This window comes from Terribacillus saccharophilus (assembly GCF_000725365.1).
Lineage (GTDB): Bacteria > Bacillota > Bacilli > Bacillales > Amphibacillaceae > Terribacillus > Terribacillus saccharophilus.
Map to the genome: position 1 here is coordinate 595,739 of NZ_CP008876.1, position 14,235 is coordinate 609,973.

Annotated in this window: 11 protein-coding genes; 10 read left to right on the forward strand and 1 reads right to left on the reverse strand. The window is 44.7% G+C overall.

Going from position 1 to position 14,235, the window contains the following annotated elements; genetic code table 11:
• Positions 1–58: 58 nt before the first annotated feature.
• The gene (gene fumC, locus GZ22_RS03125; RefSeq protein ID WP_038558573.1) at positions 59–1,447 is read left to right on the forward strand and encodes a class II fumarate hydratase; all 1,389 of its coding nucleotides are present in this window, start codon (positions 59–61) and stop codon (positions 1,445–1,447) included.
• Between the two features lie 43 nt (positions 1,448–1,490).
• On the opposite strand, the gene GZ22_RS03130 is transcribed toward fumC, so the two are convergent.
• The gene (locus GZ22_RS03130) at positions 1,491–2,198 is read right to left on the reverse strand and encodes a GntR family transcriptional regulator (protein ID WP_038558574.1); all 708 of its coding nucleotides are present in this window, start codon (positions 2,196–2,198) and stop codon (positions 1,491–1,493) included.
• 166 nt (positions 2,199–2,364) lie between these two features.
• Here GZ22_RS03130 and GZ22_RS03135 point away from each other — a divergent pair, with 166 nt between their 5' ends.
• From GZ22_RS03135 to GZ22_RS03175, 9 genes are all read left to right on the forward strand, one after another.
• A complete protein-coding gene (locus tag GZ22_RS03135; RefSeq protein WP_038558576.1) occupies positions 2,365–4,263 on the forward strand; it encodes a beta-glucoside-specific PTS transporter subunit IIABC in 1,899 nt (632 codons plus the stop codon).
• Positions 4,264–4,275: 12 nt separating this feature from the next.
• Entirely contained in the window at positions 4,276–5,715 is a 1,440-nt protein-coding gene (gene bglA / locus GZ22_RS03140; RefSeq protein ID WP_038558578.1) for a 6-phospho-beta-glucosidase BglA, read from the forward strand.
• A gap of 131 nt (positions 5,716–5,846) precedes the next feature.
• Complete coding sequence (locus GZ22_RS03145; RefSeq protein WP_038558580.1) at positions 5,847–6,251, forward strand: DUF5412 family protein; 405 nt, start codon at positions 5,847–5,849, stop codon at positions 6,249–6,251.
• A 180-nt stretch (positions 6,252–6,431) separates the two neighbouring features.
• Positions 6,432–8,486, forward strand: a complete 2,055-nt coding sequence (locus tag GZ22_RS03150; RefSeq protein WP_038558582.1) for a hydantoinase/oxoprolinase family protein — start codon at positions 6,432–6,434, stop codon at positions 8,484–8,486.
• On the forward strand, positions 8,486–10,459 hold the full coding sequence (locus tag GZ22_RS03155) for a hydantoinase B/oxoprolinase family protein (RefSeq protein ID WP_038558583.1): 1,974 nt from the start codon (positions 8,486–8,488) through the stop codon (positions 10,457–10,459). Before GZ22_RS03150 ends, GZ22_RS03155 begins: the two co-directional genes overlap by 1 nt.
• Entirely contained in the window at positions 10,443–11,510 is a 1,068-nt protein-coding gene (locus GZ22_RS03160; protein WP_038558585.1) for an ABC transporter substrate-binding protein, read from the forward strand. The genes GZ22_RS03155 and GZ22_RS03160 overlap by 17 nt, the downstream gene beginning before the upstream one ends.
• A gap of 1 nt (position 11,511) precedes the next feature.
• Entirely contained in the window at positions 11,512–12,594 is a 1,083-nt protein-coding gene (locus GZ22_RS03165; protein WP_038558586.1) for an ABC transporter ATP-binding protein, read from the forward strand.
• Positions 12,581–13,444, forward strand: a complete 864-nt coding sequence (locus GZ22_RS03170; RefSeq protein WP_038558587.1) for an ABC transporter permease — start codon at positions 12,581–12,583, stop codon at positions 13,442–13,444. Before GZ22_RS03165 ends, GZ22_RS03170 begins: the two co-directional genes overlap by 14 nt.
• A complete protein-coding gene (locus tag GZ22_RS03175; protein ID WP_038558589.1) occupies positions 13,437–14,234 on the forward strand; it encodes an ABC transporter permease in 798 nt (265 codons plus the stop codon). The genes GZ22_RS03170 and GZ22_RS03175 overlap by 8 nt, the downstream gene beginning before the upstream one ends.
• Position 14,235: the final 1 nt, after the last annotated feature.

Genomic DNA, 14,235 nt, shown 5'->3' on the forward strand with positions numbered 1-14,235 from the left:
GATGGAGTGTTACGATTTTTATAGTGGTACAAAGATAGGAAATCTGAGGAGGATTACCATGGAATACAGAATCGAGAAAGATACCTTTGGAGAAGTAAAGGTGCCAGCGGATAAATTCTGGGGTGCACAAACACAGCGAAGTAAAGAGAACTTTAAAATAGGATCAGAAAGAATGCCAGAGCGTGTAGTGAAAGCTTTCGCTATATTAAAGCGCAGTACGGCTATTGCCAATCAGCGCCTTGGAAATCTGGACAAAGAAAAAGCCGACGCTATTGTAACGGTCTGTGATGACATTCTTACAGGTAAGTATGATGATAATTTCCCGCTTGTTGTATGGCAGACAGGAAGCGGTACGCAAAGTAATATGAATATGAATGAAGTGGTTGCAAACCTTGCTACTGCATTGCTGAAAGAAAAAGGTTCAGATGCAGTAGTACATCCGAATGATGATGTTAACCGCAGTCAGAGCTCAAATGATACATTCCCGACGGCGATGCATGTTGCAGGTGTACTAGCTGTTTATGAACAGCTGCTTCCGGCGGTAGAACAGCTGCGTGACACGCTAAATAAAAAAGCGGAAACATTCCATAACATCGTGAAAATTGGTCGTACACATCTTCAGGATGCTACGCCGTTAACACTTGGACAGGAGATTAGTGGCTGGGTGCATATGCTGGATCGTTCCAAGGAAATGGTCGCAGAATCAACTGAGAAACTGCGTGCCTTGGCAATTGGCGGTACAGCAGTTGGTACAGGAATCAATGCGCATCCGCAGTTTGGTGAGACTGTAGCGAAAGAAATCACTCAGTTTACAGAGCAAGAATTCATCAGTTCATCAAATAAATTTCATGCTTTAACAAGCCATGATGAAATGACATATGCTCATGGTGCATTAAAAGCGCTTGCTGCTGACTTAATGAAAATTGCGAATGATGTACGCTGGCTGGCAAGTGGTCCTCGCTGTGGCATCGGCGAGATTATCATCCCTGCAAATGAGCCGGGCAGTTCTATTATGCCTGGGAAAGTTAACCCGACTCAATGTGAAGCATTGACTATGGTTGCAGCCCAAGTTATGGGGAATGACGCAACAATTGGATTTGCGGCAAGTCAGGGTAATTTTGAACTGAACGTATTCAAACCAGTTATCATCTATAACTTCCTGCAATCTGTGCAGCTACTAAGCGACAGCATGGTATCCTTCCATGATAACTGTGCAGTAGGCATTGAGCCGGATGAGCAAACAATCCAAGATAATTTAATGAATTCGTTAATGCTGGTAACCGCATTGAATCCACACATCGGATATGAAAATGCGGCGAAGATTGCGAAGCTTGCGCATAAGGAAGGCCTGACACTGAAAGAGGCTGCTGTTCAGCTTGAACTGCTCACAGAAGAGCAGTTTGATGAGATGGTGAAGCCGGAAGAGATGGTTAAACCGAATATTTAAAACACGAAAAAAACTAGTTACTTATTAGTAACTAGTTTTTTATTTACAATGAATACCCCGTCGACTGGAAGAAGAACTGGGACTGCTCGTAATTATACGATATACGCGAAAAATCAAACGGCACACCATTGTTCAAATAGAAGATTGTTTCCACGAATAGTTTTGGATCACCTGCAAGAAGTCCGAGATGCTGTGCTTCATCTTGATTCAGCTTCTGGATGTGCACGTACAAATCAGAGAAGCCGATTTTCGCGCCTAGTCCATTGCTGATGTAGTCAAAGATAGACCCGGTAGCAATTTCGTTATTCAGATAGGTGACGATTGCTTTGTTGTAATAGGATTCTTCGAGACAAAGTGTTTGTCCGTTGATATAACGGATTCGTTTGACGTAATAGACATCGTCTTCTGGATCTATTTTCAGGTTGAAGGCTACTTCTGCTGATGGTTTTCGGATATCGAGCTCGAGCACTTTCGCTGAAATGTCGAATCCGCTCAGCTCGTCACTGAAGCCTTGGTTCGAAAAGCTGATGTAGCCTTTCCGGTTGCGGCGGCGAACGAAGATGCCGCTGCCGCGTACTTGATAGACGAGTCCTTTTCGTTCAAGCAAGCTGAGAGCCTTGATGACGGTGCTTTTGCTTGTTTTATATTGGGACATCAAAGTTTCCAGCACAGGCAGCTTGGTGCCTTGCGGGAGATCATTCATCTCGATGTCCTGTTGGATTTCATTGGCAATCTGCTGATATTTAAGCATAGCTACAGTCCTTATTTGTTTAGATAGAGCGATTTTAGCACACTAAGTCTATAACGAAAACCCTACTCTTTTAAAATGCTCTATTAATTTTATTAGTTAACACTTGATAAATTGTACCGGTATAATTATAATGTAAGCGTATACTAAAGAAAAAGAGGTGTTTCAAGTGGCTGAAAAAGTAAGGGATTATCCAAAACTTGCTGGAGATATATTGGAGGCTGTCGGTGGTGAAGAAAATATTGTAAACGCTACCAGATGTGCGACGCGATTGCGCTTGGTACTTAAACGATCCAAGCCTTCTGCTAAACAAGAGGTTAATAGTCTTCCAGGTGTTATTACTGTGGTAGAAAACAATGGTCAGTTCCAAGTCGTTATCGGTCAGCATGTCGGTGAAGTATATGATGAGTTTGCTAAACTCGTAAACTTAGATACAGCCGATGACGAAGATGATAAGCCTAAAGGCTCGATCTTGAATCGTATTATTGCAACAATGTCTGCTGTATTTGCGCCATTCATCTATATATTGGCTGCTGCAGGTATTTTGCAAGGTGCACTTATTCTAATCAACTTGCCATTCCCAAGCTTTGCAGATACAAGTACGTATCAGGTAATAAGCTTTATATCTTGGGCGCCTTTTACTTTCTTGCCAATTTTCATTGCCATAACAGCTTCTAGACATTTCAAGTCGAACATGTATATTGCTGTTGCGGCTACTGCGGCACTTGTAAGCCCTGACTGGGCAACAATGGCAGCGAGCATTGGAGAAGGAAATAGCATGAGCTTCCTTGGCCTGCCGCTTACAGAGACAACTTATACGTCATCTGTTCTGCCGCCACTATTTCTAGTATGGATTCTTTCTTACTTGGAACGCTTCTTGAACAAACGGATCCATGAAGTGGTTCGTCCAATTATTGTGCCATTAATAAGTATTTTAGTGATGGTTCCGCTGACATTAGTTGTAATAGGACCAATCACGACATTAGGTGCAAACGGAATTGCGAACGGATACAACTTCTTAGCTGAATATGCACCATGGCTTGCAGGAGCAATCATCGGTGCCTTTTGGCAGGTTATCGTAATCTTCGGCGTACACTGGGGTATTACGCCGCTTGCGTTGGCGAACTATGATCTATACGGTCGTGATTCATTCCAGGCTTACCAAACGATTGCCGTTATTGCACAAGTCGGAGCTGTTATCGGCGTTATATTAAAAGCAAAAAGTAAAGAAGTGAAAAGGATTGGTACTTCTGCAGGTATCACCGGGATCTTCGGTATCACGGAACCAGCAATTTATGGTGTAACGCTGCGATTTAAGAAACCATTTATTATCGGCTGTATCTCTGGTGCAGTAGGAGCGATTGTCGCAAGTTTCTTCAATCCATTCTACTTTGCTTATGCGGGACTTCCAGGACCATTAACTATTGTAAATGGTATCAATTCAGAGTACCCAATGAGTATATGGGGCATTGTGATTGGGGTTGCAATCGCTATTGTACTGCCAATCATTTTAATCCAAATTTTCGGTTTCGGAGAAGATGCTGCAGAACAAGCTGACAGCACTGCAGCAGGTAAGGGAGAAGCGAAAGCAGAAGCTTCTGCAGCAGCAAACAATGAAGAAGTAGTTTATGCACCACTAAACGGTAGATTGCTTGCATTGGAAGAAGTACCGGACGAGGTGTTCGCTTCTGGAGCCATGGGCAAAGGCCTGGCTATTGAACCTAGTGAAAACAAAGTTCATGCGCCATTTGACGGAACCATTGTGATGCTCGCACCGACTAAGCATGCGATCGGTTTACGCTCTATGTCTGGTGCTGAAGTTTTGATTCATGTAGGCCTTGATACTGTGAAACTGAATGGCGAGCCATTCACACTGCATGTAAAAGAAGGAGACCGCGTGAAACAAGGGGATGTCTTGAGCGAGTTTGACAGTGAAGCAATTGAAGCTGCAGGTGTGCAGACAATTACACCTATCATTGTAACTAATCCAGCTAATTATAAAGAAATCATCATTGACGACACAGAGACAACGACACAAGGCAATGACTTGCTGACGGTTGTAAAATAGGAGGAGATAGATATGACTACATTACCGAAGGACTTCTTATGGGGCGGCGCTCTTGCCGCCCACCAATTCGAGGGTGGCTGGAACCAGGATGGCAAAGGCCCAAGCGTAATTGATGTATTGACTGCTGGTGCACATGGTGTGCCGCGGGAACTTACAGAAACGGTGGAAGCGGATAAATTCTATCCAAACCATGAGGCGATAGATTTCTATAACCGCTACAAAGAGGACGTTGCACTATTTGCAGAGATGGGTCTGAAGTGCTTGCGTACATCAATCGGCTGGACACGTATCTTTCCGAAGGGTGACGAAGCGGAGCCGAACGAAGCTGGCCTGAAGTTTTACGACGATCTTTTTGATGAACTATTAAAACATGGCATTGAACCAGTCATTACGTTATCCCATTTCGAAATGCCATTGCATTTGGCACGTGAGTTCGGCGGATTCCGCAGCAGAGAGGTTGCCCATCACTTTGTCCGATTCGCTGAAGTCTGCTTTAACCGTTACAAAGATAAGGTTAAGTACTGGATGACTTTCAACGAAATCAATAACAAAATGGATACCGATAATCCACTATTCCTTTGGACGAACTCTGGTGTCACAGTGAAAGAAGGCGAAAATGCACGCGAAGTGATGTACCAAGCTGGTCACCACGAGCTGCTTGCCAGTGCACTAGCTGTCAGCAAAGGAAAGGAAATCAATCCAGAATTCCAAATTGGCGCCATGGTATCACACGTGCCGATCTATCCTTACTCATCCAATCCAAACGATGTGATGCTGGCAGAGGAGCTGATGCGTGAGCGTTACTTCTTCCCGGATGTACATGTTCGCGGCTACTACCCAAGCTATGTGCTGAAGGAATTCGAACGGGAAGGCTATAACATCGTATTCGAAGATGGCGATGAAGAAATTCTTCGTAATGGTACGGTTGATTACCTTGGCTTCAGTTATTACATGAGTACAACTGTTAATAGTGAGAAAGAAGTGGAACAGAATACAAATAACACAAATGGCGGATTGGCTCAGAGTGTGGAAAATCCTTATATCAAGGCAAGTGACTGGGGCTGGTCGATCGATCCGACTGGTTTACGCTACACATTGAACCGCTTCTACGACCGTTACCAGATTCCATTGTTCATCGTTGAGAACGGCTTCGGCGCGATTGATACAGTGGAAGAGGACGGATCTATCCACGACCCGCAGCGCATCGATTATCTGCGCTCCCATGTGGAAGAACTTATGAAAGCTGTGAACTACGATGGTGTCGACCTGCTAGGCTATACGCCATGGGGCATCATCGATATCGTTTCCTTCACAACTGGTGAAATGAAGAAACGCTATGGCATGATCCACGTGGATCGTGATAATGAAGGAAATGGTAGCATGAAACGATCTAAAAAGGATTCGTTTGAGTGGTATAAGAATGTAATTAGTTCGAATGGAGAAGAGCTGTAAAATTAGAAGACCTTGGTTGGAGAGTACTCCTTCCGAGGTTTTTTATATGCATCTCACATTAAACACACTGAAGACATACCTGCAATGTATTCTGGTACAGCTTTAACTAGGAATAACTTGGAGGAATAAGCATGAATAAGCCAATGAAATGGATATTAACTATTGTTTTATCGAGTGTGGCAATATTAATAGCCGCTGGCATAACATTATACAATTTCATAGATGTAAATCTAAATGAATTAAATGGAAAGGGAACAGTAGTTAGCACTGTTGAATCACCTGGTAAACGCTATGTTGCGGAGATTAGACTAATAGATGAGAATGGCAACGCCACTACCCCTATAGGACAAGCCGTAAGTATTACATCTCAAAGTACAGACCAAAACCAACTTAAAAGTGAAACAATATATTGGGAGATACATTCAGATAGCGAAGTACCAAAAGTGAATTGGCTGGATGAAGATATTATTGAGATAAATAGAATTAAGATTGATGTAGATGATGAGGATACATATTACAACTGGCAAAATGAATAAGAAGAGACTAATTTTATGAGCCGAACCTTTATGGAGTGGCTCTTTTCTTATACAAAAATATCTTTTTTTAAATACTCAAGCTATTAATTTGTCAAAATAATTAGCAAACGTTATAATTCCTATGAATATCATCAGAATTATAGGTTATAAGAAATTGCTATTATTTAGGAGAGATGTGTGTTGGGTGATATAAATTATGAGTTGGGGATCGATATTGGGGGAACTTTTACCGATCTTACTTTAAAGGAAATAGATGGATCAGGCATTTGGAATGTAAAGACGCCTACTGTGCCTAAAGATCCGGCGAGCGGGATTTCCAATGGATTGCAGCTGCTCAAGGAAAAGGGCATTGATTTGACTAAAATATCTTATTTCGTGCATGGGATGACAATCGGACTGAATACGCTGCTGCAGCGAAATGGTGCAAGAATTGGCTTATTCGTAACAGAGGGTTTCCGAGATATTCTTTCAATCCAGCGTCTGCGTCTGCCAGTACCATATGATCTTCATTCGAGATTACCAGAAAGCCTAATTGAACGGCAGCATGTTTATCCTATTAAAGAACGGATGCAAGGCGACGGGGAAGTGTTCACGTCTCTGGATATGAACGATGTAGATCAGGCAATTGATCAAGCTGTCGAGGAAGGGTTAGAAGGTCTTGTTGTTTCTTTCTTACATAGTTATCGTAATCCAGCACATGAATTGCAGGTGGTGGAACGAATTAAGGAACGTGCACCGCATTTATATGTCGAGGCTTCATCATCTATTTGGACTGAGATGCGGGAATATGAGCGCACAGTCATTGCCGCAATGAACGTCTATATACAGCCAAACGTGAAGCGTTATTTTGAAACGCTGGTAGAACGGCTTGAGCAGGAAGGTATTCAAGCGAAGCCGTTCATCACTCAATCCAATGGCGGATTAATGGAAATTCATGCAGCTGCTGACCAGCCAGTTAAGACCCTGTTTTCAGGACCTGCTGCTGGAGTTATGGGAGCAGTTCAAGCAGCAGACGCATCAGGGATTGATAATGTCATCACCTTTGACGTAGGCGGAACAAGTGCAGATATTTCACTAATTGAAGGCGGCGAAATTCTCTACACTCAAACGAACGAATTGGGTGGACTGCCAACAATCCTTCCGTCTGTGGCTATTTATTCGATTGGGGCAGGCGGTGGTTCACTTGCATGGATTGATAAAGGCGGCATTTTGAAAGTTGGGCCGCTGTCAGCGGGATCTGATCCAGGACCTGCATGCTACGGCCGTGGAGAGGAACCGGCGCTTACAGATGCATTTCTTTTGAGTGGTTATTTGAATAGTGCTTCATTTGCTGGAGGAAACGTTGGCCTCAATCAAGATCGATCAGCCGCAGCTTTCCAGAAAATTGCTGACCATTTAGAAAGCAATGTACTGGAAGCAGCTGACCAGTCGATTCAAGTTGCTGTAGCAAATATGTTCACAGAGTTGAGCAATGTCTTAGAGCAGCACGGAATTGATCCGAACGACTTCAGCTTGATGGCCTTCGGCGGAGCTGGACCAGTACTTGCCAATATGGTCGCAGAGGAAATTCAGGCCAAGCAAGTGATCATACCTGCAAATCCAGGTAATCTTTGTGCACAAGGATCCTTGGCTGCAGACTTTGTTTATGATGCGATCACATCCAGACAGGTACTGCTGAAAGAAATGGACAAAGCGGAATGGTCTACGATCTTTACTGCGATGGAACAGGAAGCAACAGACTGGCTGAACCGTCAGCAAGTAGATGCTTTCCTTCAATCAACTCAGCTGCACCATACAATTGATGCGCGTTATAAAGGACAGGCATTTGAACTGGAAGTACCATTCCAGCTAGATTGGCTGGAAGCAGATCCAAGTTTAAAGCTCGCGGAAATTTTCCATGCACAGCACGAGCGGCTTTACGGACATAGCGATCCAAACGCTAGCATAGAACTGATGAATTTCAAAGTGCGCATTGTTGGAGAAACTGCTGCGAATAGTCATGCAGCCACTGTGATGAACGAGAATTCCCTGGAACCAGGCGAGCGTTCCGTTCGGATCAATGGACAGACTTACAGTGCAGCTATTGTTGATAGAACATCACTCCAGCCAGGTATGGAAATACAAGGACCAGCTATCATCGAGCAACAAGATACAACGACTGTCGTTCTGCCGAGCTGGAAAGCCAAAACAGACGAAGCAGGCAACTTGTTATTGGTAAGAAAGGAGATGAACTAATGCGTTCGAATCCCGCACAATTAGAGATTATGCGCAGTTATTTCAATGCGATTGCCACTGGAATGGGGCATGTCATCGAGCGGACAAGCTTCACAACGTTTGTAAAAGAATCCGCCGATTTTGCGACAGCACTTGCGACTCCGGAAGGCGAATTTTATATGTATCCGAAATCCGTCGGTGTAACGATTTTCCTTGGACTGAGTCTGCGTAAGGCGATTGAATCAGTAGGGGAAGAAATCGAGGAAGGCGATATTATCATCACAAATGATCCGTATACAACGGATGGTCTTGCCACCCATCTGCCGGATGTGCATGTGTTCAAGCCGATTTTCCATGATGGAAAATTGGTGAGCTATGCATGGGCATTCGTTCATGTTAGTGATGTTGGCGGTCTTGTGCCAGCTAGTATTTCTCCAACTGCGACAGATGTGCATCAGGAGGGATTGCGTATCCCGCCTGTGAAGCTGTATCGCAAAGGAAAGCCGAACAAAGATGTACTGGCATTTCTTCGTTTAAACAGCCGAGTAGCGGATTTGAATGAAGGAGATATCAATGCAATGGTTGCAAGCGTGAATACAGCTGAAAGCCGTTTGCATCGTATGATTGGCAAGTTTGGAGTGAATGCCGTACAAAATGGTATCGCCGATCTGCTGGAGCAAGCAGAATCACGATCACGGGAAGTTCTGCGTCAGATTCCTGATGGAGAGTATTCTTTTGCCGATTACTTGGATGACGACATGGTATCAGAAGTGCCGATTCGTCTTGCGGTTACACTGCGTGTGAAAGACGGAGAAATCACCCTTGATTTCTCAGACAGTGACCCGCAGACACAGACAGCTTTCAACTTGGTAACAAACGGGCAGAAGCATAGTTTTCTTTATCAAGGACTGATCAATTTCATTATTACATCTGATCCGCATATTCCGAATAATGGGGGCATTACGAGACCATTTTCTGTCATTGCTCCGAAGGGTACGCTAGTGAATCCTGCTTATCCCGCAGCAGTTGGTATCCGTCACTCGATTACGATGAGGATGTACAATGTGGTGCTTGGTGCAATTGGCCAGGCTTTACCTGAGCTTGTTCCAGCAGCAGGAGCAGGGCAGTCAGCAATTGTCGTGTTATCTGTGCCACAGCATGACGGGACAAGGAATATGGCTGTTGTTGAACCGATGGGCGGCGGAGGCGGAGCCCAGCAGGAGCAGGATGGTATCGACGGAATCGATCACTCTTCAGGCTTCCTTAAAAATACACCAATTGAAAGTCTGGAACAGCATATCCCTGTGCTCGTCGAACGCTATGAATATGAAAAGAATACAGGTGGAGCCGGGCAGTATCGTGGCGGTCATGCAATTACACTAGCTTTCCGTATTCTGGAGTCAGATTCGATGGTAACTGCTAGAGGAATGGAAAGATTCCGTTTCCAGCCTTGGGGATTAGCTGGCGGACAAGCTGGACAGCAAGGCTATGTTGTTCGAAACCCAGAGGACGAAGCAGAGAAATTGCCGAAGATTGATGTACTGCGTCCTGCAAAAGGAGACATCATCTCTATCACATCGCCAGGCGGAGGCGGATTTGGACCAGGCTATCTTCGTCCAGTCGATAAAGTGGTGGCAGAAGTGAAGGATGGTTTGCTTTCTGCAGAGCAAGCAGCAAAAGCCTATGGAGTTATCCTTGGAGATAGTGCTGTAGACGAAAAGGCAACGAACGAAGCGCGTTCGAAAATGGAAGCAACTAAAAATGAGGCTTGGGATTTCGGGGCTTTCCGTTCTGACTACGAAAGTGTTTGGACAGCGGAAGCGAGTGCAGCATTGGCTGTAGCGCTGCGCAGTTATCCGGCTAACCTGCGCAATGATATGAAACGGCAAGTTCATCGTCATTTCGAGGTACAAAAGAAGTCGCTGACGAAACAGGACGTTTTGGATGTCTTACGCCAAATTACGGGGGAGGAAGCGAATGAAACGGTTAGGTAAATACGCTGCTGCAAGCGTAGCACTCATTTTATTGCTTGTATTGGTTTCATGCAGCAGCGGCGAGGAAGAAAAATCTGTCACAATCGGTGTATACGGTGGTGATTGGGAAGCAAATATCGGTGAAGCAATTGATAGCTTCGAAAAAGAGACAGGCATCAAAGTTAATGTCATTGCTGGAACAGATGCCGAATGGTATATGAAAATGCGTGCAGCAGATGGCTCCAATGTGCCGTATGATCTGTTGATCCTGCAGCCTGATACAATTCACCGTGCTATGTCTGCTGATCTGCTGGAACCGATTGATGAGGAGAAGGCACCGCATGTAGCGGAACTGTATAACTCTGTTCAGCAAAGGTTCGAAAAAGACGGCAAGGATTATGCAGCAGCTTTCAGTATGGGGCAGCTTGGTATTGCCTATGCTCCGAATGCAGTAGAGAACGTACCGGAGAACTGGTTAGATTTAGCGGATGAAGAATACCAAGGACAGCTTGGGCTGTCGTCTCCTTCGTATTCGGCAGGTTTGCAGTTCTTCTCAGGTGTTACGCAGGCACTTGGAGGAGAAGAAGGCAATCCAGAGGATATTGATAAGACGTTTGAGGAATTAAAGAAAATAAACAAGAATGCAGTCGCCTATCCAGATAATCCTGGAACGATTCAGACACTGCTGGACAGAGGAGAAATCAGCATCATTCCATTCTGGGATGGACGGATTTTCGCGCTGCAGGATGCTGGAATGGATATCGATTTTGTGTATCCGAAAGACGGTGCTGTGGCAGCTGTTGCAAGCTGGGCTATGATGAAAAATGCGCCGCATGAAGACAATGCCTACAAGCTGCTTGATTACTTGAGCAGTCCCGAAGTGCACAGTATGTTCTCAGAGAAATCTTATTATGGTATGGCAAATGAAAATACACAATACAGTGACGCAATTAAGGATAAAGTCAAAGTTGGGGAAGATCAATTTGCTTCTTTGAAGTGGGTCGATTATGAAGTATCAACAGGCAAAGTATCCGAATGGACGAATAGATGGTCACGAGAGTTGGGGGAATAACATGAGTGGAATAAAACTCGAAGGAATAAGCCTTGATTATGGCAATCACTTGGCATTGAAGGAAGTAGAATTGGAAATCAAACAAGGGGAATTCTTTTCCTTGCTTGGTCCAAGTGGCTGCGGAAAATCGACGCTTTTAAATATCATTGCGGGATTTCTTGGCCAAACGACTGGTGTCGTTTATATAGGAGATCAGGATGTAACGAATATACCGCCGTATAAGCGGAACTTGGGAATGGTTTTCCAGAACTATGCTCTTTTCCCACACTTGTCTGTTCGAGATAATGTAGCATATGGTCTTAAAAACAAGAAAATGTCCAAGCAGCTCATCAAGCAGAAAGTAGACGAATCGCTTGCGCTTGTCCAGTTGGAATCCTATGCAACGCGCATGCCGCATCAGTTGAGCGGCGGGCAGCAGCAGCGTGTGGCGATTGCTCGTGCGCTTGCTATTGAACCTAACGTGCTGCTTTTGGATGAGCCACTAAGTAATTTGGATGCCAAGCTGCGAAAAGAAATGCAATTCGAGCTGCGCCGGATTCAAAAAAGTGTCGGTATCACGACTGTTCTAGTAACACATGATCAAGAGGAGGCACTCAGCCTGTCTGACCGGATTGGTATCCTTGGCGATGGCGTTCTGCAGCAAGTAGGCGAACCGCTTGAAGTATACCGACGTCCTGCTAACCGCTTTGTGGCTGAATTTATTGGTCAGGTGAACATGTTTGATGCAGTGCTTAGCGAAGGTACTGTTTATGAAACTACAGCTGGATTCAAGCTGGAGGCTGAGCACCATGAAAGTGGAAAGCAGCCGAAACGCGTTCGTTTCATGCTTCGGCCTGAGCGGATTTTCGTGGAGCAGCATGTCTCTGGAGAAGACACTGCCAACCGTGTCAAAGCAGTAGTAAAAGAAAGCAGCTATATAGGAAATGCTATCCGAATCAGAACAGAAGCAGGCGGCATTGAACTGGCTGTGCATGCACCGGATCCGATGTTTCCGGTTTTGCCGGCATCAGGTCAGGAGCTAATACTTTCATGGAACAAAGAAGATATTATTTACTTAGAGGTCTTGGATCATGAAAGCAACTAGACAAAAGAAGTTTTATGGCGTCTTATTAGCTCCCACTTTGATTTTTCTTGGTATCTTTTTGCTGCTTCCGCTAATTCAATTGCTAATCCTGAGTTTTCAGCAAGTAGATAATTTCTTCGAGGTTATCGATGGGTATACGTTTAGTCATTATATCGAGGTACTGACAACACCAGTTTATTTGAAAACAATTTGGCAGACATTATTTGTGGCAGTCATTACTACGGTGATTTGCTTGGTCCTTGCTTATCCGGCTGCCTATTTGCTTGTCCGATCTCCAAAGCGCTGGCGGGCATTTTTCTATATCCTGCTTGTGTCGCCGCTGCTGACGAGTGTGGTTATCCGGACATTCGCATGGATCATCTTGCTGGCACAAAACGGACTCGTCAATGATGTACTCATGAAGACGTCTATCATCGATGAACCGCTGGATATGCTCTGGAATATGAATGCAGTCATTATTGCTTACGTACAAGTTATGCTGCCATTCGCAGTGCTGCCGATTGCGACGGCAATGTCGGATATTAAAGGCAATCTGCGTTCGGCTTCCATGATTCTTGGCTCAAACCGGATTTCGACCTTCTTTCGCGTTACCTTACCGCTTACGATTCCAGGAATGATCAGCGGTGCGATGATCGTCTTTTCGCTTGCGGCCGGAAGTTATATCACACCGCTATTAGTGGGCGGAAGGATGCAGCCATTGCTACCGTTATCTATCTATCAGCAGATTATGCAGGTCTATAATCTGCCACTAGCAGCTGCGATGGCCTTTACGCTCATGGTGCTTGTGTTTCTTGTGATTGCAGTCCTTGGTTACATCCTGAAAAAATGGGAGGTGCGTGTGAATGGGTAATAAAGGTACAAGATGGCTGGATAGTCTTATCTGGATTGCCGGCATTGCTGTTTATCTATTCCTGACGATCCCAGTACTAGTAATTATTTTGTCAGCCTTCAGTCCGACGGATTATCCGCAGTTTCCGCCAACCGATTTCTCGGTACGGTGGTTCACAGAAGTATTTCAAAGTGAACAATGGATGCAATCACTTTGGTCCAGCACACTCGTTATGATCATCGTGACACCGCTCACTGTGCTTCTTGGAACGATGTCATCTTATGCATTAGCAAGATTATCCTTCCCGGGTAAAGGGCTGATTCAGTCCTTCATCATGTCGCCTTTGATGATTCCGCAAGTGGTACTAGGTGTTGCACTATTGTATTTGTTTTCTTCTTTAGGATTATTCGGTTCTACATTAGGTCTTATCATCGGTCACATCGTGATTTGCTTCCCGTATGTTGTGCGGACTGTTTCTGTCAGCATCACCAACTTGGACAGCAGACTGGAGCTTGCATCAATGAACCTTGGTTCGACTCCTTGGCAAACGTTTTATCGCGTTACATTGCCGTTGATTAAGCCAGGAATCATAGCTGGTGCTGTTTTTGCAGCAGTTACATCATTCGGTGAGATCTCAGTGAGTCTGTTTGTCAGTACACCGGAAACGATCACTATTCCGGTTCGGACATTCGGCTATATCGACCAGACCTTTGATCCGAGCGTCAATGCTATTGCTGTAATCTTTATTGCATTGTCAGTTATTGCGCTAGTTATCATTGAGAAGACGATTGGTTTGTCTAAAGTTATGTAAG

Coding starts and splice junctions, on each gene's coding strand:
- fumC (WP_038558573.1), top strand. CDS start 59: ATGGAATACAGAATCGAGAAAGATACCTTTGGAGAAGTAAAGGTGCCA.
- GZ22_RS03130 (WP_038558574.1), bottom strand. CDS start 2,198: ATGCTTAAATATCAGCAGATTGCCAATGAAATCCAACAGGACATCGAG.
- bglA (WP_038558578.1), top strand. CDS start 4,276: ATGACTACATTACCGAAGGACTTCTTATGGGGCGGCGCTCTTGCCGCC.
- GZ22_RS03145 (WP_038558580.1), top strand. CDS start 5,847: ATGAATAAGCCAATGAAATGGATATTAACTATTGTTTTATCGAGTGTG.
- GZ22_RS03155 (WP_038558583.1), top strand. CDS start 8,486: ATGCGTTCGAATCCCGCACAATTAGAGATTATGCGCAGTTATTTCAAT.
- GZ22_RS03160 (WP_038558585.1), top strand. CDS start 10,443: ATGAAACGGTTAGGTAAATACGCTGCTGCAAGCGTAGCACTCATTTTA.
- GZ22_RS03165 (WP_038558586.1), top strand. CDS start 11,512: ATGAGTGGAATAAAACTCGAAGGAATAAGCCTTGATTATGGCAATCAC.
- GZ22_RS03170 (WP_038558587.1), top strand. CDS start 12,581: ATGAAAGCAACTAGACAAAAGAAGTTTTATGGCGTCTTATTAGCTCCC.
- GZ22_RS03175 (WP_038558589.1), top strand. CDS start 13,437: ATGGGTAATAAAGGTACAAGATGGCTGGATAGTCTTATCTGGATTGCC.